The following is a 19,195-nucleotide window of genomic DNA, read 5'->3' on the forward strand; positions in this document are numbered from 1 at the left end:
CAATTTGTGGGGATCCCTCAGGTAAAATAAACGAGTGTTTTCTAATCGCCTATTTTAGGCCTAACCTTGCATGATTAAATTTTATACGCTACGTTAATCGTTATTAAAATAACGCTTAAAAGAGGCGTGTATGAGTCGAACACTTACAACAAAAATTAGCGTTGCTGACTTAGACTTCGTAATTCAGTATTTGATCTTACTTTCACAGTCCAAGCGTGCATTTCAGTTAGATATTCCACTCTATAAGAGTCGTAACAGGATAAAGCTCTATGAATCAGCCATCCTGTTAGAAACAGCATTAATGGAAAAAAAGGATCAGGATTTTATTGATGCCATAGACCGTATATGTGTCGATATTGAAGGTATAGTTAAAAGCACTATACCAACAGAGGAGATACAAAAACTTAAAACCGCAATCAGACAAAAGCGTTATAAAAATAACGATTTTAATAGGCTATTGAATGAGTACAATAGTACTCAGTCGTTTTTAGCTGAGAGGCGTTTAAACTCGTAGTGCTGGTAGAGAGGCAGTGCAGGATAAATGCAATGACGAATTTTTAATAACTGCGGTGGTGTTTCAAAATCACTACATTAATTTTTGGGTAAGCGGATTAAATGGTTGATCTTACCTTTGCATGAGAGTGAGGCAAACCGGCATCTCATCGGATTATCTGGTTGGCACTCCAACCTACTGCTGATGCATGCTTCCCTCGCTAATTCCAGCAAGAACCCCACACGCCTTAACTTCCCGGTCATCGTTGCAACGCGCTCTTAGTGAAACGAGTTGTTTCTCAAGCGCCTGTAGAGCGGTTATCTGCGAGCGCACATGAGAGATGTGATCATCGAGCAAGGCATTGACAGCGGTACAGGACTGATGAGGGTCGTCCTGATAGCGCTTTAGTTCGTGAATTTCTGCCAGTGACAGATCCAGGATGCGGCAGCGACGAATAAAGGCCAGCCGCTCAACGTGTTTCTCGGTATAGACACGGTAACCGTTCTCCTGCCGACCAGGCGGCGGCAACAAGCCCTGCCGTTCGTAGAAGCGGATCGTCTGTGTATCTACCCCTACTGACTGTGCCAACTGACCAATACGCATCGGGTTCCTCCGCAACGGATTCTCTACGCTATTGACATTATAGCTACTATATAGTTTTAAATGAAAACCCGATCACATTCAAGTGGAGTCATATCATGAGTAAAAACTGCGGAGGCCCCTGTGGCGACCATGCAAGGCCTGCGGCGGATACCGATATGCAGGCCTCCTCCGATGCGTCGGGGGAATGGGTCAGTGTTTATGCCGTGCCGAAGATGGACTGTCCATCAGAAGAGCGCATGATTCGCCTGGCCCTGAACGGCGTTGAGGGGATTCGGGCGCTGTCCTTCGACTTGTCGAACCGCCGGCTGAAGGTCGTGCATGACGGCGAGGTCGAGCCCGTCACCTCGAAACTGAAGACCTTGGGGCTAGGCGCCTCGCTTCAGGAAACCGTCGCTGCAAATCCGGAGACCATCAAGGCCGCCGAGTTTTCGGCAGCTTCTGCTAAGCAAGAATCCGGGACCCTGCGCTGGTTGCTCGGCATCAATGCACTTCTGTTCGTGGTGGAAATGACTGCCGGTCTGATCGCCCGGTCCACCGGCCTGATTGGAGAATCCCTGGACAATTTTGCCGATGCGGCGGTGTACGGGCTTGCCCTTTATGCGGTTGGACATAGCGTGAAAATGCAGGTACGTGCCGCGCATCTTGCTGGTGTACTGCAACTGATCTTGGCTGTGGGCGTACTCATAGAGGTGGTGAGACGCTTTGTATTCGGTAGTGAGCCTGAATCGCTGGTGATGATGGCTATCGCATTCGTCGCATTGATTGCCAATACCAGTTGTCTGCTGCTCATATCCAAACATCGGGAGGGCGGGGCGCACATGAAGGCAAGCTGGATATTCTCGGCCAACGACGTGGTGATCAACCTGGGGGTCATCACCGCCGGCGCTCTGGTCGCGTGGACCGGGTCCAATTATCCGGATCTGATTATCGGCACCATCGCGGGGGTAATTGTACTTAACGGTGCTAGACGCATTCTGGCGCTCAAGGATTAAGCAATGTCCATTTTTGGCAAACATCTGTCACCGTACGCTCTGTTGTCCATCTCCGGCCTGCTGGCAGCGTCTGATCAGGCCGTAAAATGGCTGGTGCAACAATCAATGGCATATGGCGAGTCTATTTCAGTGACCTCATTCTTTAACTGGGTACACGTATGGAATACCGGTGCCGCATTCAGTCTTTTTGCGAATGGTGGAGGCTGGCAGCGCTACTTTTTTATCGGAATCGCGGTAGTGGTCTCGATTTTTCTGATCAAGCTGATCCTTGAAAATCGTCATAAAGGAGAAGCCATCGCTTACAGTCTTATCCTCGGTGGCGCCATGGGCAACCTGATTGACCGGGTCTTTCGCGGCTATGTTGTGGATTCCTTTGATTTCTATTGGCGAGACTGGCATTGGCCGGCCTTCAACCTGGCTGATATTGCAATTGTCCTCGGTGCCTTACTTTTAGTTTCCAGCAGCTTGTTGGGTAAAAAAGCAAACACCAATGCCGAGTCGGATGGATCTGACTGACACCTACGCCTATACAACACCATGACCGAACTTCCCGACAACATCCTTCACCTGCCGCAATACCAAGTACTGGGCTGCAAATCAACCGACGACGAAATGCACTTCCAGGTGGACGTGCCCGATCCCATCGCCTGCGAGGAATGCGGCGCGCATATGAAAGCCAGTTGGATTTTTTCTGCAAATGACGTTATCGCAAATGCAGGGGTGATTTTGGCCGGATTATTAGTCACCTGGACCGGGTCACGCTATCCGGATCTGGTAATAGGGTTCATCATTGGATTAGTTGTACTCAATGGTGCGCGCAGGATTTTACAGCTAAAAGCGTAGCTTGTTGTTAAGTCGCAATAGCGCTACCATAGCGCTAACTTACTGAGGGATTTATGTTAGGTCGTACATCAGGCTTATTATTACTGTTGCTGACTATGCTGAATCATGCCGTGATGGCCTGTGATGCGTTAGTTATGCATTTGCCCGATCATGCCCATACCTACACTGACCTGCAACATGAACACTGCCACTCAGATACCCTTTTCGACGTAAGCAGTGAGCAAGTCACTGCACATAACGTTGAACATAACTCTGAGCATGATACCGACGAACACAGTAATCATGCTCATGTCACCTGCTATATCGCTTTTTTTCAGGGCATGGAGGTGCTTAACTTCCGTGACAGCGTTATAGCCGCTACCCAACCAGGGTTAAACCTCATTAGCTATCGCCCACCGGTGCCGCCGCCAAATATCTGATCCTGCTTGTTTATCTTTTTTTATTAACGATTAACTTTCAGGAGCATACCCATGCGTATGACACTAATGCTGCCAGCAATACTGGCGGCGGTATTTTGCGCGCTTCCGCTACGTGCAGAGCCGCAAGCACTGACATTACAACAGGCAATAGATAAAACGCTGCAACACAACCCTCAGCTGCATCAGTATAAATTTACGCAACAGCGTCTGTTTGCAGAGCGTGATTTGCAAAGCCTTAAACCCGGTTATCAACTCGGTGTAGAGCTTGAGAATGTTGCGGGCACCGGAGAGGCCAGAGGGCTGGCCGGTGCTGAGCTGACAGTCGCCTTATCTTCCGTGATAGAGCTGGATAATAAAGCTCAGTGGCGCGCTGCGGTAGTAGACGCCAGGCTCAATACTCTTGAATGGCAGCAACAGGCGCAAACCCTGGATGTGCTGGCAGAGCTTACCCGCAATTATATTAATCTGCTGGCCAGCCAGCAGGAATTGACACTGACAGAAGAGGCCGTAGCGCTCTCAGAAGCCCTGCTGCAAAGCGCTGAAAAACGTGCCGCCAGCGGTGCCTTGTCAGATGCTGAAATCATGCGGGCAAAGGCGCAACTGGCTCAGGTTCAGATCGGGCGGGACGCCCTGTTGCAGCGCATTGAGCGGCAAAAAATAGCCATAGCACGTTTTTGGGGTGATACCAGCGCCAACTTTAACGTTGTGGCAGGTAACTTGTTTGCTTTTGGCCAAAGCCGCCCTTTTGCTGAGCTGTATCAGCGGCTGCAACAATCGCCGGCGTTAACCATTTTTGCCTCTGAACGTCGGTTAAAAGACGCTGAAGTGCGACTGGCACAAAGCCAGAATCGCGCCGATCTGAGTTGGCAGGTAGGGGTAAGACGCTATCAGGCCAGTGATGATACAGGCCTTACCTTTGGTATCTCAGTGCCGTTATTTGCTGAACGTCGCAATAGTGCAGCCATCGAAGCTGCGCTGGCAGAGCGAAACAATGTCGAGTATCGACAGCAGGATAGCTTACTGATCCTGCATGAACGCTTGTTTGATGCGTACTCGCAACGACAGCAATTTATTACCAGTCACCAACAGTTGGCGCAGTACGTGATCCCCAACCTGGAACAAGCGCTGGATCTTACGCGTGATGCATACCAGCGCGGGCGCTCAAATTATCAGGATTGGCTTAATGCCCAGCAAGAATTGTTGCAGGCAAAAAGACACTTACTGGAAACCGCCACTGCGGTGCTATTGAGCCAGGTGACGATTGAACAGCTTACCGCCGAGCCGGTAACGCAGTAACTGACAAGATTATTGCCCCGCTGCCGCACTTCATTAACTGTGCGACGTGGCAAACAGAACATACAGGAAGATAGCATTATGAAACCACATGTAACACTGGCAATGTTTATTGCAGCCTGGCTGATGCCGATGCATGTAATGGCCGCCAATGAGCAAGAACAAGCTCACGTCCATGCCAAAGAACAAGCGGTAAAGCCGCAATCTGACACTAAGAAAAATGAAGAGCACGAAGAACATGAAGAACACAATGAGCATGAAGGGCACGACGAAAACGACGAGCATGAACACAACGAAACCCTAAGCAGCCGCATTAGTGATGATATGGCTACGGCGGTTAATATTGTCACAGACCGTGCTGACAGCCAGCGATTACGCCAACATCAGGTGGTTTATGGCAAGCTTAGCGCTGATCCAAACCGCATCAGCCATGTTAATGCCCGTTTTCCCGGTATTCTTACCTCGGTGAAATTCTCACTGGGTGACAGCGTAAAAGCAGGCGATGTACTGGCCGTTGTCGAGTCAAATGAGAGCTTAAATACCTATGCCATTAAAGCACCAATTGACGGCGTTGTTATTCAGCGCAGCGCCAATGTTGGTGAAGTCGCACAGCAGCAGACGCTGTTCAGCATTGCTGATTTTGGCAGCCTGTGGGCCGATTTTCGCGTGTACCCGTCACAACAAGATGCTGTCGCGACAGGACAAAAAGTGGTCATTATGGCCGCTGACACTGAGATTAACGGCGTAATTGCGCATATCATCCCATCATTAACCCAGCCCTATCAACTGGCCAGAGTTAAGCTGGATAACCGTGACGGTAAACTGTCGTCCGGGCAATTGATCGAAGGTGCTGTGATAAGCGGTGAATTCAACGTTGAGCTTGCCGTTAAAAAGTCGGCCATTCAAATACTGGACAATAAAAGCGGAGTCTTCGTAAAAAACAATAGCGAATATGCCTTTACCCCATTACAGCTTGGCCGTAGCGACATGGATTATGTCGAAGTGATTGCCGGTTTAAAGCCCGGCCAGTTGTATGTCACTACAAATAGCTATCTGTTAAAAGCGGATATTGAGAAATCTGAAGCCGAGCACGCGCATTAAGGGGGCACTATGATTGAATCCATGTTGCGCCTGGCTATTGCGAGGCGGTATCTATTTTTAATGCTGACACTGTTGATTATTGCCATTGGTAGCTGGAGCTACCAACAGTTACCGATTGATGCAGTGCCGGATATTACTAACGTTCAGGTACAAATAAACACGGCGGCACCGGGTTATTCGCCACTTGAAGCAGAGCAGCGTATTACCTATCCGGTAGAAACTGCCCTGTATGGCTTACCCAATTTAAGTTATACCCGCTCATTGTCACGCTATGGCTTGTCACAGGTAACGGTGGTGTTTGAAGAAGGCACGGACATCTACTTTGCCCGCAATTTAATCAACACCCGGTTAGGCGCTATCAAGGATATGTTGCCTGAGGGCATAGAGCCTGAAATGGGCCCTATTTCAACCGGTCTTGGTGAAATCTTTATGTATACGGTGCAGGCCAAGCCGGGCGCGCTGCAACAAAATGGTTCACCTTACGATGCCATGGCACTGCGGGAAATCCAGGACTGGATAATAAAACCTCAGCTGGCACAGGTTAAAGGTGTGGTGGAGGTAAACAGTATTGGTGGCTACAACAAGCAATACCATGTGTTACCCGACCCACTGAAACTGCTTAATTATGGCCTGAGTATTAAGGATGTTGTACTGGCCCTGCAAGCCAACAATGACAACCGGGGTGCCGGTTATATTGAACGTGAGGGCATGCAACTGCTGGTACGCTCGCCCGGTCAGTTAACCTCTCTGGATGACATTGCTAATGTCATTATTACGCAATACGACACAATACCGGTAAAGCTGAGTGACGTTGCCGATGTTGCCATTGGCAAAGAGCTGCGAACCGGTGCGGCAACTCAGGATGGTAAAGAAGCTGTGCTGGGTACAGCCATGATGTTAATTGATGAAAACTCACGCACAGTGGCACGCGATGTCGCGCAAAAGCTGGAGCAGATCAAAAGCTCTCTGCCAGAGGGTATTATTGCTGAAGCCGTATATGATCGCACCACCTTAGTGGATAAAGCCATTGCAACCGTCAGTAAAAACCTGCTGGAAGGCGCATTACTGGTGATCGTAGTGTTGTTTATCCTGCTGGGCAACCTGCGGGCGGCGTTAATCACTGCGGCGGTGATCCCGCTATCAATGCTGATGACCATTACCGGCATGGTACAAGCCGGCGTTTCTGCCAACCTGATGAGCCTGGGTGCGCTGGATTTTGGCTTAATTGTTGATGGTACGGTGATTATTGTCGAGAATGCGGTTCGCCGCCTGGCGCAGGCACAGCACAACGGCCGTATCCAACCGCTAAAAGAGCGCTTAAATACGGTGTATCTGGCAACTGCAGAGGTTATCCGGCCCAGTTTGTTCGGTGTGGCCATTATTACTATCGTGTATATTCCTATTTTTTCGCTGACCGGTGTCGAAGGTAAAATGTTTCATCCTATGGCAGCGACTGTGATGATGGCCCTGTTATCCGCTATGGTGTTGTCGGTGACCATTGTGCCTGCCGCTGTGGCGGTGTTCTTAAATGGTAAAATCAGTGAAAAAGAAAGTGCGGTCATAAGAGGCGCTAAAACCCTGTACGCACCGCTATTAGCGCTGGCACTCAAATTTCGCTGGCTGGTGATTGGTTTGGCCAGTGCTCTGGTTGGTGTGTGTCTGTGGCTGGCCACCACCCTGGGATCGGAGTTTGTGCCTCAGCTTGATGAGGGCGATATCGCTTTACATGCCATGCGTATTCCGGGCACCGGCTTAGAACAAGCCGTTGCAATGCAGGAAATTCTGGAGCAGAAGATCAAAACCTTTGCTGAGGTTGATAAAGTGTTTGCCAGAATTGGTACCGCAGAAGTGGCGACCGATCCGATGCCACCCAATGTGGCTGACACCTTTGTGATATTAAAACCGCGCAGTGAATGGCCCAATCCGGATAAAACCAAAGCCCAATTGGTCGCTGAAATGGAGGCTGCTTTGGCGACATTGCCTGGCAATAACTATGAATTTACCCAACCTATTCAGATGCGTTTTAATGAACTGATTTCCGGTGTACGAGCTGATCTGGGTATTAAGGTATTTGGTGATGATTTAGATCAGCTGGTTACAAGCGCTAATCAAATTCTGCAAGCGGTCAACAAGGTGCAAGGTGCTGCGGATACTAAAGTGGAACAAGTCACTGGTTTGCCAACCTTGTCGGTGATCCCCAACCGAACCGCGCTTGCCCGTTACGGCTTGAATGTGGTTGAACTACAGGACTGGGTATCGGCGGCAATTGGTGGTACGTCGGCCGGTATTCTGTATGAAGGTGACAGACGCTTTGAGCTGATAGTGCGCTTGCCGGAAACCCTGCGTCGCGATCTGGACAAACTGGCAGTGTTACCGGTGCCATTGCCAAATGGGGACTTTGTGCCGTTGCAGGAAGTGGCTACCTTAGATTTATCGCCTGCGCCAGCACAAATTAGTCGTGAAAATGGCAAACGCCGGGTAGTGGTAACCGCGAATGTGCGTGGGCGAGACCTTGGTAGTTTTGTAGAAGAGGTAAAGGCCCAAATCAACCGCGACGTTGCATTACCAGCCGGTTACTGGCTGGATTATGGCGGTACTTTTGAGCAATTGGAGTCCGCCAGTCAGCGCCTAAGCATCGTGGTGCCTGTTACATTGCTGCTGATCTTAGGTATTCTGGTGATGGCTTTTGCGTCATTAAAAGATGCGCTGATTATCTTCAGCGGCGTGCCGTTGGCGCTCACCGGTGGCGTACTGGCGTTGTACTTGAGGGGTATGCCTTTATCAATCTCTGCCGGCATTGGCTTTATCGCCTTATCAGGTGTGGCGGTGCTGAACGGCCTGGTGATGCTGAGCTTTATTCGCGATCTCTGGCGTGAAAAAGGTGACTTGCTGCTTGCGATAACGGAAGGCGCGCTTACCCGGTTGCGCCCTGTGCTAATGACCGCTTTGGTCGCGAGCCTCGGTTTTGTGCCGATGGCGATTAATATTGGCACCGGTGCTGAAGTGCAGCGCCCGCTGGCGACAGTGGTGATTGGCGGTATTATTTCGTCAACCTTGCTGACATTGTTGGTATTGCCCGTGTTATATCATTGGGTGCACAAAAACGATAACCGCAAACAGCAAACGGAATAATCATTAACCTGCTTCGCTGCAGCATTGGGCTGCAGCGAAGAACGTTTTGGCAATAGTATGGGTGTTTATGCTAATACGATTAAAACGATAACCGCGTAAATAGTCAGGCGTATTAAGACGTCCCGCCAAATGGGGCTGTCAGCTAGCAAGGGTTGCAAGTCAGCTGGCAAGGGCACTGGCTTTAAAGCAGAGATATTCGCGCCTCCAGGATTTCCCCTTGGAACCCAACCAAATATAAAACCCGGAACCGTTGCTATCAAACGGACGATCTGACCAATAACCTCGCGATTATCATTGCGTTTAAGCCCAATTCGTAACATCTGCCAGTGCGTCGCTATGTGCGGTATAAAATATCTCTGCCCTAAAATATGCGCTCTTTCAAGAGACTTAAACGCATTGTCTAAATCATTGACTTGTTCAGCCTCCATGGCTGAGCGCATACTGATTTGGTACTCATGTTTAATTTTTTTATTCATTTACTATCACTAAGATAATGAGTCTGCGAAAGAAAAGAGCAATCCTCGATCGCTAAATAAGAGACGCGAAGCATATCACTGATTATTAAATTAAAGCTTAACTTAAGTGTACTCTTTAGAGACTACATACATTAGATAATGATAAGACATAGATTCTATTCTGCACTTTAATGTGCATTAAAGTGCAGATTTTTAGCTGGATCTGCGACAAAGTGCATACCTTGTCACTAACATAGTTAATTTCGATACTACTGTCACTACTTTAGCTAAACTTTACACTTCTGCAACACAGATAAGCTCTGAGCGCTGCTGAACAGCAGATAGTGACTAAAGTAAGTTCAAGCACATAGCAGTGTATTTTCAGGAGGGAATTTCAGGGTATCTCAGGAGAACAGGTGCCCAGCTCGCCGGCAGCGTCAGTAGCGTCGTGTTGCAATGCTGAAATGAGCTGCAAGTCAGCAAAAATGGCGGACTAACATTTCGCTGTGGTAAGCCGTGCGGCAGGTTGCAAGCCTGACCGCACTGCTCATAGTACTAATTTAGCTAAAACAGTGATTTAGTTGTCATTACAGCACCGCGTAGCAGCAAGGATTGACACTACACTACTTACTGCATGGCAGCATCACTGATGTGAGCGTAAACGCTGGCGCTGCCATCTTTATGCAGCAGCAGAATGTCGTACGGCATAAAGCGGCCTTCCACTTCCATACCCGGTGATCCAAGCGGCATCGCCGGTACACTCAGGCCAATTGCATCCGGGTGCGACTCAGCAAGAAATTTCCGGATGTATTTAGCAGGGATATGGCCTTCAAAGGCATATCCCTGCTCCGATACGGCGGTGTGACAGGAATAATACTGTGGCGTGATGCCATAGCGCTCTTTTATGCCGCTTAGATCATCATAGTCTTTCGTCTGTGCAACCACTCCCTGCTGTTCAAGGTGCGATACCCACTTTTTACAGCAACCGCAGCTTGGCGTTTTGTATACCGTGAGGGTTAGTGCTGCTGCACTGTCGGGCACAGCTGTAGTTTCCGGTTTAGCCGGGCCGGCGTCTTTACAGCCGGCCAGTAACGCAGTAGCTACCAACACAACCGCTGCCAGAGTTAGCTTCATAGTGATCTCCTGCTGTTGTCTTAGTGCGACCAGTGCACATGCACGATCTTCCAACCGGCGCCTGTATCTACCAGCACCAGCGTTTCTTTACTGATAACGTCAACCGGCTTGCCTTTATAGTCGCCAGTCAGTTGGCTACGGCTAACCGAATAGGCCACCTTGCCCAGCACCTTGGTCTGATGCTCCAGCGCTTCTACCTGTACCGCCGCCATAAATTTCATATCAGCCAGCATATGGTGGCTGGCATACTCGTCAGCCGAGCGCTCTACGCCATTACCTTCGACAATCAGCACGTCATCTGCCAGCATGGCGCGCACCGCTTTGGCATCGCCAGCGCGTAACGCCTGATGAAACGCTTTTACCGCCTGAGCGGCAGCGGTGCTTTCGCCGACGAACAAGGCCGGGGCGGCATGCTTTTCATTGCCGTGCGCCTGCACACTAACGGGGCATAGCAACGCCAGGCCCAGGCTGATGGCAGACAGCGTTTGAATTTTATTGCGAAACATATTAGGTATCCTGTTGTAATTATTAGAATAAAGCGGGCTTAATGGGCTAAGCCCACCACAGTGGTAAAGCTGCTACTGGTTGCCAGTACCAATAGCGCTAACAGCATTTCGATAAAAATAGACCGTGCCAGCAACCGGCTGTTCTGATGTTGCGCCAGCGCTTTGACCAGACTAAATTTGTGCCAGGCAGCCAGCAGTAACATGACCGCTACCAACATCAACTTAAACAACATTAAGCGGCCATAGTCGGTGACAAACAGCGCTGCAGGCGAATCGAGTAGCTGCAGTAAGATCAACACGCCACAGCTGATAAGCAGTACCAGCAGGTAGAGCGCAACCTGGCCAAACTGCCCCATCAGCGCCACCAGCCTGTCTGGTGCTAAGCGATAACAGCTTTGCCATAGCGGCAGCAACGCGCCTACCCAGGCCGAAATTGCCAGCACATGCAGCGTCAGTAACAGTGGCCACAGGCCTGCCAAACTGGCAACATGGCCGGTTTGGCTGAAACTGGCGGCCAGCAAAAACGCAGCCAGGCTAACTACCGCAATGCTCACTACCGCTTTGCCGCTGTGTTTAACGCGCCAGGCCCAAAGCCACAGCGCTGCATAACCGCATAACCATAAAAGCAGCTGGGTGCGCATTGCCGATTGCCAAACCATCTGTAGCATCAGCCTGTCGGCCATGCCAGCTACGCCTGTTTCGGCCAGCGCACCAGCCTGCAGCGGCAGATACAGTAACGCCAGCACCATACCTGCGGCCGACCACCCCAGTACAAGGCGTTTTAACCACAGCCGAAAGGCAAGGCTATCAGACTGTGGCTGAGCCAGCGCCGGCAACTGCAGCAAAAACGCCGCACCAATACTGCCGCTAACCGCTAAATAACTCAGCAGCTTGTGGGCGAATAAGGCTAATACCCAGGTATCGCTAAACATCGCCAATCTCCAGCCATCTAGTGCTGATGCGCGTGCGCGCTATCAGCTTTCCCCCCGGCGTCAGCGCTGGCGTGGAGCATAAAACTGAAATCACCTTTCATTTTATGACCGTCTTCGCCCAAACCTACCCAGTTAACCTGATAACTACCGATCTCCAGCACTGGCAACGGCCAGCTAAACTGCGTGGCGACAGCGGTGGGCGTAAAGCCAAAATCGACAGTGTTACCGTTATCGTGCAACAGCGTGACTTTCGTCAGCCGGATCGGGCCACTAAAGCTGATACTGAGTACATCCGGTGCCTGCATTAGCATGGCGTTATCCGCCGGCACCGAGCCGCTTTGTTTAACATGCGCCAGCACAGGCCCGGCAAACGCCAAACAGAGCAGAGTAAGCAGCGGGATTAATTTTTTCATGTTGATCACCTTATTTATTAACATCCAAATTGATTAAAACCCTGATCTATTAAAACCAGAACCGCACACCGGCAACCCAGGATGTTTCTGCTGTCGATGCATCCTGCAGGCGGGCAAAATCTGCCGTGTTACCATATTTGTTATGCCACTCTACCCCGACATAGGGTGCGAACTGGCGGGAGAATTCATAGCGTAGCCGAAGCCCGGCGCCCAGTGAAGACAGGCCTTTACCCAGCTGATTGACCTCATCGTCTTTGCCATAGGCTGTCAGCTCCGCCCGGGCCTGCAGGATCAGGCGCTGCGTTAACAGCAGCTCATATTCCGCTTCGGCACTTAACGCGGTGCGACCACCAGTGCCCAGATAAGCCGTGACATCCACTTCAAACCAGTACGGCGCCAAACCCTGCACACCCAATGCTAACCACTGCCGGTTGGTGCCATCGGCAACCTGATCCAGGCGCAGCCCAAGCTGACCATCCCAATAGGCTGCTATCGCGTGGCTCCATAACAGCTCGGTGCTGCTCTCTTCCAGCTTGCCGTCACTGACTTCAGCTTCGGTTTTCAGCACCAACCGATCATAGGTCGTACCATACCAGGCTTGCAGCTCCAGTTCGCCAGCTTCACTGTCGGCATTGTATTCCAGCCGATCGCCCAGCACGGACCACTGTGGATGTTCAACGCCGTGCTTTAAATGGCGTGAATCGGCCATGCCATAGGGCCCGTCAGTCAGGGTGTAGCCGTTGGAGTAGGCATGTGGATCGCGGGCATTAGCCGGCGCCTTACCGCCTTGCATCTGCATATCGGCATGGTTCATCGTGCTGTGATCCATACTGCTGTGATCCACGGCCTGCTCAGCGTGGCCCATTTTACTGTGGTCCATGCCGCTATGATCCATCTGACTGTGATCCATGTCACTAGGGTTCGTCTGGCTATGGTCAACCGCCTGCTCAGCGTGGTTCATCTTGCTATGATCCATTTTGCCGTGGTCCATTTTGCTGTGGTCCATGCCACTGTGCGTTGGTACCGGCGGTTTCTCAGTGGCGTTCTGCGCTGCCACGCCAGGGCTGAGCGCCACAGTACAGGCCAGCGCCAGCAGCGACAAGGTTAGCGTTACGTTGGCTGTTTTCATGACACCACCACTTCTCTGAACATACCCGCATCCATATGGAACAATAAATGACAATGCCAGGCCCAGCGCCCGACATCATGCGGCGTGGTTAAAAAGCTGATGCGCTGCGCCGGTTGCACCGGAATGGTATGGCGGCGTACCTGTACGGCACCGTTGTCACTTTCCAGATCACTCCACATACCGTGTAAATGCATCGGGTGGGTCATCATGGTGTCGTTTTGCAAGATCACCCGGATACGCTGATTGTGCTTCATATGCACCGGTGTGCTTTTACTAAACTCTAAGCCATCGAATGACCAGGTGTAGCGCTCCATATTGCCGGTCAGATGCAGCTCAATTTCCGCCTCCGGGCCGCCCGGCTCAATAATACCGTCCAGCGAATGTAAATCGGCCAGGGTCAGCGCGCGCCGCCCGGTATTGCGCAAACCAATGCCCGGATCGTCCAGGTTGGTTCTTGGCATATCCACCCGCATATCCACCGACGGGCCATACTCGGTGCTGGCATGACGCACAGTTGAACTGGCTTTGGCATAAGGCACCGCCGGGCCATGCTGACTGTGATCGATAGCCATAGCACCATGCTGGCTATGATCTTCCGCGCCATTGCCGTGCGCCATCGCGCTGTGGCCGTGGCTGTGGCTGTCGCTTGCGCCATGGTTCATATTGCCCATCATGTCAGCCATCGTCAGCCATTCCACCGGATCCAGCGCAGGCACCGGTGCATTTAAGCTCTCGGCCACGGCCAGGGTACCGCGGGCATAGCCACTGCGGTCCATGCTCTGGGCAAAAATGGTGTAGGCATCATTTTGCGGCGAGACGACAACATCATAGGTTTCGCCCGGGCCAAAGCGGAACTCATCTACCGTTACCGGGTGTACATTCTGGCCGTCAGCCTGCACCACAGTCATTTTCAGCTCGGGAATACGCACATCAAAAAAGCTGTTGCTGGAGCCATTGATAAAACGCAGCCGCACACGCTCACCGCGCTTAAATAGGCCGCGCCAGTTTGCCAGCGGCGAACTGCCATTCATTAAATACGTAAAAGTGGCCGCGGAGATATCCGCCAGATCGGTGGGGTTCATCCGCATTTGCTGCCACATCTGCCGTTTCGCCAGCGCCGCGTCCAGCCCTCTGTCAGTGATATCGCGCAGCATGTCCTGCACTGTTGGCTGATTAAAATTGTACAAATCACTTTGCACTTTTAATTTGCGAAACACCGTATGTGGATCTTCATCGGTCCAGTCTGACAGCTGCACCACATATTCGCGATCGGCGGCAATTACATCCTGCGCTTTGGGTTCAATGATCAGCGCGCCATACATGCCGGTCATTTCCTGAAAGCCACTGTGCGAGTGATACCAGTACGTGCCGCTTTGCTTTAACGTAAAACGATAGACAAAGGTTTCGCCGGGCATAATGCCTCTGAAGCTCATGCCGGGTACGCCGTCCATCTGGTAGGGTAAAATAATACCGTGCCAGTGAATTGAGCTGGGCACCGACAAGGTATTGGTTACCCGTATGGTCACGTCATCGCCTTCTCGCAAGCGTAAGGTCGGTGCCGGTATCGAACCGTTGATGGTGGTGGCTTTACGGACCACGCCGGTAAAATTTACCAGCGCTTCGCCGATGGTTAAATCAATCACGTTACCGCTGAGCTCAGTGGCATAGCCGGTAAAGGCATTATCTTTAAAGGCGCTACCCGCCCTGACGATATGCGGAAAAGTGGCCAGCACGCCGCCCACCGCCAGCCCCTGAACAAAACGGCGCCGTGAAACAGATAACGGCATCATGGTTTTGGCTTTTGTCATTTGGAACCTCCAATGCATTTTGTATGCTAAGCAGTGTAGTGTGCGAAACTGTCAGCAGCATGACCTGAACATGACAAAGTTGTAATCTTAGCGTCATGTTGCTGTTTGCTGCTTTATGGCGTAATACTGCCAGAGCTATGCCAGATCCATGTTTGGGGAGAACAAGGTGCGTTTGCTGATTGTAGAAGATGAACAAAAAACCGGTGACTATTTAAAGCAAGGCCTGAGCGAAGCCGGTTTTCAGGTGTCACTGGTCAGAAATGGCCTGGATGGCCATCATCTGGCGATGACAGAAGATTTCGATTTAATCATGCTGGATGTGATGCTGCCGGACGTCAGCGGCTTACGTATTGTTCAGGCGCTAAGAGAAAATCATAACCATACGCCGGTACTATTTCTGTCGGCCCGCGACAGCGTCGACGACAGGGTGAAAGGCCTGGAGCTTGGCGCCGACGACTACCTGATCAAACCCTTTGCTTTCTCAGAGGTGCTGGCAAGGGTCAGAACCCTGCTACGCCGTGGTCAGGCCGCACCGCAGTCAGAATTATTACAAGTTGCCGATTTACAACTGGATATTGCTAAGCGTAAAGCTAGTCGTAGCGGTGCCAAAATAGCGCTGAGTAATCAGGAACTTAGCTTGCTTGAACTGCTGATGCGCCGCCGTGGTGAAGTTCTGCCGCGCTCGTTAATCGCCTCGCAGGTGTGGGATATGAATTTTGACAGCGACACCAATGTGATTGACGTTGCTATTCGCCGCTTGCGCGGCAAAATTGATGACGGCTTTGCGGCAAAACTGATCCATACCGTGCGCGGTATGGGCTATAAACTGGACGATGAGCAAACTGATGCATAAAGCTGGCACACGCCCCCTGTCGATCACCGTTCGCGTGGTCCTTTTCGTCGCGCTGACTATTTCGATCTGCCTGTTCTTCGTGCAGCAATTGCTGCTTAGCTCCGTCGAACATCACTTTATCGAACAGGATGCCGACGAGTTAGCCGTGATCCTGCACGCGGTTGAGCACACGCTGACAGCCGGGCAGAACGGCCAGCAACAGCCGACACAGACACTGGCAAAAGCGGTATCGGGCCATCACGGTGTCTACTATCAGGTGATGGATAGCCAGAACCGCTTAGTCTACCGTAACGCCGACATTGACTTAAGCCTGCTGGCAGCCAATACCCCAGCGAACACCGACTATAATGCCAAAGCCATCCACAATTGGCAGCTGGACGGCAAAGCCTATCGCGGCGTGTTCAGCCGCCTTGCTACGACAGATCAACAGTATCAGGTGATTGCCGCTATTGATATCAGTTTTCATACCCATTTCTTGGCGCAGTTACAGCGCAGCCTGGGACTGATTTTACTCGGCTCTGCACTGCTCACCTTGCTGGCGGCCTGGCTGGCGGTGCATCAGGGGTTGAATCCACTCAGAGGCCTTAGCGAACAAATGCGTGATATTCAAACCAGTAAACTGGATATTCGCTTGTCCCCGGGCGAGGTCCCGACCGAACTGCGCCACATGGTGCAGTCTTTTAATCTGATGTTAGATCGGCTGGAGCAGGGGTTTACCAAGCTGTCGCACTTTAGTGCCGACATCGCCCACGAGCTGCGCACGCCGCTGACCAATATGATCACGCAAACGCAGGTCAGCTTATCGCGCGCGCGCAGCGCCGACGAGTACCAGAATCTGCTGTTCTCCAATCTGGAAGAGCTGGAGCGGCTGAATAAAATGATTAGCGATATGCTGTGGCTGGCCAAAAGTGACAATGGCCTGTTAACACTGCAAAAGCAGCCGCTGGAGCTAAAGCAGGAAGTGGCCGCAATTTTCAACTTTTTCGAAGCCTGGGCGGCAGAAAGTCAGGTTGGCCTTAGCTATCACGGTGCCAATATTATTGTGCAGGCAGATCGCACCTTGCTGCGCCACGCCCTGACCAATTTATTATCCAATGCGCTTAGGTATACCCCGCCCGGCGAAACCATTACCGTCAGCACCACCGCAGCAGCCGACAGCACCACCATCACGGTAGAAAACCCGGGCCAGCCGATCCCGCCACAGCATTTGCCGTTTTTATTCGATCGCTTCTATCGTGCTGACGCCTCGCGCCAACGCCAGATAGAAGGCTCGGGTTTGGGCCTAGCCATTACCAAAGCCATAGTCGATGCTCATCAGGGCCAGTTAAGCGTCGAATCAGATGCGCGCTCTACCCGCTTTAGCATCAGGCTTAAACTGGCGTGACGTCGGTTAAACTCACCGCGGTGCTATGCGGGTATTAGCCAAGTAACAGATACTCGTACCTAACAAGAAAACAATAGCTAGCATCGAATACAAATAAATTTTGAATGCTTTAGGTTGTTCCTTCCATTCCATGTGCTAATAAATCCTGTCTATAATTTTGATGTTAAGGTTAAAAAAATAACAAATTCAGAGATTAATCATACTGGAAACGCTTGAATATGTCGAAAAGTGAGTGTGAAATAATATTGTGTAGAGAAGTCCGTCTAATGCGTCTGACATAAGTCGCTAGCCTGATGGCACACTTTATTTAAATGAAACGTTATCATGCACGGTAAATTTCGGAATCACGCCACAATCAGCAAACACAATCCCTGCCTCTAATTGATCAAAAATCCAAAGTAGATGACCAACTCTTATTTTTTCCTCACCAGTATGCTTAAGTATGCCGACTATGTAATCCCGAAAACTCTTACCCAATCCAACCTCGTCCGCTTCACGCAGAGCTTGAGCTAACGCCTCTTCACTCAAAAACTTGTATGATTGAGATTTCAAATTCTCGTAGAACTGCCGGTCAGCACGCCATGTATTTAAGGTATGAAATAGATAAAGAATTACTGCTGCAAATACCAGTGATATAAGGATTTCGAACAACACGGGGCAATCCTCAGTTAATTATCCATTGTGAAAGAAAACAAAGTTTTTAGCTCTGCTCACTATTGCAGCTAGCCTAAGAAATTTCATCCAGCATGGCACCATACCAGGCTAGTAGTTGTTGATAACATGAAAAAGATTGCTCAAGTGCATACTCTCCATCGTTATTAATATCCACGATAGAAATTCGATATTGCTGGCCCACTCGGCCAACCCTTGGTAATAATAGTAGTGAAGGGCCAGCATCGCGCCATCTTAATAGCTGCTGTTTGAACTGCGACTCATTGACAAACCGGATATCCATAACAAACTCAGCAAGGAACGCTATTTATATTAAACGTAGTTAAATAACGTTGATATCGCAAGTGTTTTACTAGGAAGGCACTTATTGCACTTAAAATATCTAAATTTTCTGATGCTGCAAGGGCGTCCTGAACGTCAATACCTAAGTAAAGTTCTGCACTCTTAATCTTTTGTGGCTCAGTAAAAGCTAAATGGCACGAATGTCGGCTAATGGCGCAGGGTCGATTTTCACTATAAGCCGTCATTACAGTTTTCATAGGTAATGTCTGCTTTTGGCTCAGATACGATCTTCACTTTGAGCGATTATCGGAAGTTCAGCTTTTGTCTAATAATGTTAAAATGATGCTAGTTGTTTAAGAGAATCTACTTATGAAAACCATTGGAAAGCTGGCTAAAGAACTAGACATTAACGTAGAAACAGTCCGATTCTATGAACGTAAAGGGATTATCGTGCAGCCACCAAGACCTGATAATGGTTATCGTATATATGACAAAACTCACATCAATCAACTTAAATTCATATTAAAAGCTAAAGCTTTGGGCTTTACACTTGATGAAATCGCTTCACTCATGTCTATGAGTGGAAACTGCGCTGATGTCGAATCGATGGGGTTACACAAGCTTGAGCTGATCCGAGAAAAAATTGCCGATTTGCAACGGCTAGAACAAGTGATTCAAGATATGACAAATTCTTGCAAAGCCAATCAAGACCCCAATTCCTGTCCAATAATAAATTCGCTCAATTAGCTGT

At 50.2% G+C, this 19,195-nt stretch carries 20 protein-coding genes and 1 pseudogene; 11 read left to right on the forward strand and 10 right to left on the reverse strand.

Annotation, left to right across the window (positions count from 1 at the left end):
- The first annotated feature begins 130 nt into the window (after nt 1-130).
- Nucleotides 131-514: a hypothetical protein gene (locus tag A9165_RS11180; RefSeq protein ID WP_065955930.1), complete on the forward strand. Its 384-nt coding sequence runs from the start codon at nt 131-133 to the stop codon at nt 512-514.
- 174 nt (nt 515-688) lie between these two features.
- Here A9165_RS11180 and cadR read toward each other — a convergent pair whose 3' ends face one another.
- Entirely contained in the window at nt 689-1,096 is a 408-nt protein-coding gene (gene cadR / locus A9165_RS11185; protein WP_001219642.1) for a Cd(II)/Pb(II)-responsive transcriptional regulator, read from the reverse strand.
- Nucleotides 1,097-1,191: 95 nt separating this feature from the next.
- On the opposite strand from cadR, the gene A9165_RS11190 reads away from it, so the two are divergent.
- The 7 genes and pseudogenes from A9165_RS11190 (at nt 1,192) to A9165_RS11220 (ending at nt 8,876) form a co-directional block, all read left to right on the forward strand.
- Nucleotides 1,192-2,088: a cation transporter gene (locus A9165_RS11190; RefSeq protein WP_004781121.1), complete on the forward strand. Its 897-nt coding sequence runs from the start codon at nt 1,192-1,194 to the stop codon at nt 2,086-2,088.
- A 3-nt stretch (nt 2,089-2,091) separates the two neighbouring features.
- Nucleotides 2,092-2,604, forward strand: a complete 513-nt coding sequence (gene lspA, locus A9165_RS11195; protein WP_004813174.1) for a signal peptidase II — start codon at nt 2,092-2,094, stop codon at nt 2,602-2,604.
- Between the two features lie 138 nt (nt 2,605-2,742).
- Nucleotides 2,743-2,931, forward strand: a pseudogene (locus tag A9165_RS17215) (cation transporter); the annotation flags it as partial.
- Between the two features lie 53 nt (nt 2,932-2,984).
- Nucleotides 2,985-3,350, forward strand: coding sequence for a hypothetical protein (locus tag A9165_RS11205; protein WP_008224341.1), 366 nt, complete (start codon nt 2,985-2,987; stop codon nt 3,348-3,350).
- A 51-nt stretch (nt 3,351-3,401) separates the two neighbouring features.
- Entirely contained in the window at nt 3,402-4,646 is a 1,245-nt protein-coding gene (locus tag A9165_RS11210; protein WP_046556398.1) for a TolC family protein, read from the forward strand.
- A 78-nt stretch (nt 4,647-4,724) separates the two neighbouring features.
- Nucleotides 4,725-5,744 (forward strand): efflux RND transporter periplasmic adaptor subunit, encoded by a 1,020-nt coding sequence (locus tag A9165_RS11215; protein ID WP_046556399.1) that lies wholly within the window; start codon nt 4,725-4,727, stop codon nt 5,742-5,744.
- Between the two features lie 9 nt (nt 5,745-5,753).
- A complete protein-coding gene (locus A9165_RS11220; RefSeq protein WP_065955932.1) occupies nt 5,754-8,876 on the forward strand; it encodes an efflux RND transporter permease subunit in 3,123 nt (1,040 codons plus the stop codon).
- Nucleotides 8,877-8,941: 65 nt separating this feature from the next.
- On the opposite strand, the gene A9165_RS11225 is transcribed toward A9165_RS11220, so the two are convergent.
- From A9165_RS11225 to A9165_RS11255, 7 genes are all read right to left on the reverse strand, one after another.
- Complete coding sequence (locus A9165_RS11225; RefSeq protein ID WP_008985542.1) at nt 8,942-9,352, reverse strand: DUF3703 domain-containing protein; 411 nt, start codon at nt 9,350-9,352, stop codon at nt 8,942-8,944.
- Nucleotides 9,353-9,958: 606 nt separating this feature from the next.
- On the reverse strand, nt 9,959-10,465 hold the full coding sequence (locus A9165_RS11230) for a DUF411 domain-containing protein (protein ID WP_008985536.1): 507 nt from the start codon (nt 10,463-10,465) through the stop codon (nt 9,959-9,961).
- Nucleotides 10,466-10,485: 20 nt separating this feature from the next.
- Complete coding sequence (locus A9165_RS11235) at nt 10,486-10,971, reverse strand: nuclear transport factor 2 family protein (protein ID WP_065955933.1); 486 nt, start codon at nt 10,969-10,971, stop codon at nt 10,486-10,488.
- A gap of 38 nt (nt 10,972-11,009) precedes the next feature.
- Nucleotides 11,010-11,903 carry a CopD family protein gene (locus A9165_RS11240; protein WP_065955934.1) on the reverse strand — a complete coding sequence of 298 codons (894 nt, stop codon included), beginning with the start codon at nt 11,901-11,903 and terminating at the stop codon, nt 11,010-11,012.
- A 17-nt stretch (nt 11,904-11,920) separates the two neighbouring features.
- Nucleotides 11,921-12,316: a copper resistance CopC family protein gene (locus A9165_RS11245; protein ID WP_057788395.1), complete on the reverse strand. Its 396-nt coding sequence runs from the start codon at nt 12,314-12,316 to the stop codon at nt 11,921-11,923.
- 49 nt (nt 12,317-12,365) lie between these two features.
- The gene (locus A9165_RS11250; protein ID WP_065955935.1) at nt 12,366-13,445 is read right to left on the reverse strand and encodes a copper resistance protein B; all 1,080 of its coding nucleotides are present in this window, start codon (nt 13,443-13,445) and stop codon (nt 12,366-12,368) included.
- A complete protein-coding gene (locus tag A9165_RS11255) occupies nt 13,442-15,253 on the reverse strand; it encodes a copper resistance system multicopper oxidase (RefSeq protein WP_304440046.1) in 1,812 nt (603 codons plus the stop codon). The genes A9165_RS11250 and A9165_RS11255 overlap by 4 nt, the downstream gene beginning before the upstream one ends.
- A gap of 166 nt (nt 15,254-15,419) precedes the next feature.
- Between A9165_RS11255 and A9165_RS11260 the strand changes: the two genes are divergently transcribed.
- Together A9165_RS11260 and A9165_RS11265 are read left to right on the forward strand one after the other, a co-directional pair.
- Complete coding sequence (locus A9165_RS11260; RefSeq protein ID WP_065955957.1) at nt 15,420-16,106, forward strand: heavy metal response regulator transcription factor; 687 nt, start codon at nt 15,420-15,422, stop codon at nt 16,104-16,106.
- Nucleotides 16,099-17,490 carry a Cu(+)/Ag(+) sensor histidine kinase gene (locus A9165_RS11265; RefSeq protein WP_065955936.1) on the forward strand — a complete coding sequence of 464 codons (1,392 nt, stop codon included), beginning with the start codon at nt 16,099-16,101 and terminating at the stop codon, nt 17,488-17,490. The genes A9165_RS11260 and A9165_RS11265 overlap by 8 nt, the downstream gene beginning before the upstream one ends.
- Before the next feature lie 303 nt (nt 17,491-17,793).
- Here the strand turns inward: A9165_RS11265 and A9165_RS11270 are convergent, their stop codons facing one another.
- Together A9165_RS11270 and A9165_RS11275 are read right to left on the reverse strand one after the other, a co-directional pair.
- Complete coding sequence (locus A9165_RS11270) at nt 17,794-18,144, reverse strand: hypothetical protein (RefSeq protein WP_083216269.1); 351 nt, start codon at nt 18,142-18,144, stop codon at nt 17,794-17,796.
- A gap of 73 nt (nt 18,145-18,217) precedes the next feature.
- Entirely contained in the window at nt 18,218-18,445 is a 228-nt protein-coding gene (locus A9165_RS11275; protein WP_065955937.1) for a hypothetical protein, read from the reverse strand.
- 368 nt (nt 18,446-18,813) lie between these two features.
- On the opposite strand from A9165_RS11275, the gene A9165_RS11280 reads away from it, so the two are divergent.
- On the forward strand, nt 18,814-19,191 hold the full coding sequence (locus A9165_RS11280) for a MerR family transcriptional regulator (RefSeq protein WP_055648499.1): 378 nt from the start codon (nt 18,814-18,816) through the stop codon (nt 19,189-19,191).
- Nucleotides 19,192-19,195: the final 4 nt, after the last annotated feature.

The sequence above is a fragment of the Alishewanella sp. HH-ZS genome (assembly GCF_001704375.1).
Classification (GTDB): domain Bacteria; phylum Pseudomonadota; class Gammaproteobacteria; order Enterobacterales; family Alteromonadaceae; genus Alishewanella; species Alishewanella aestuarii.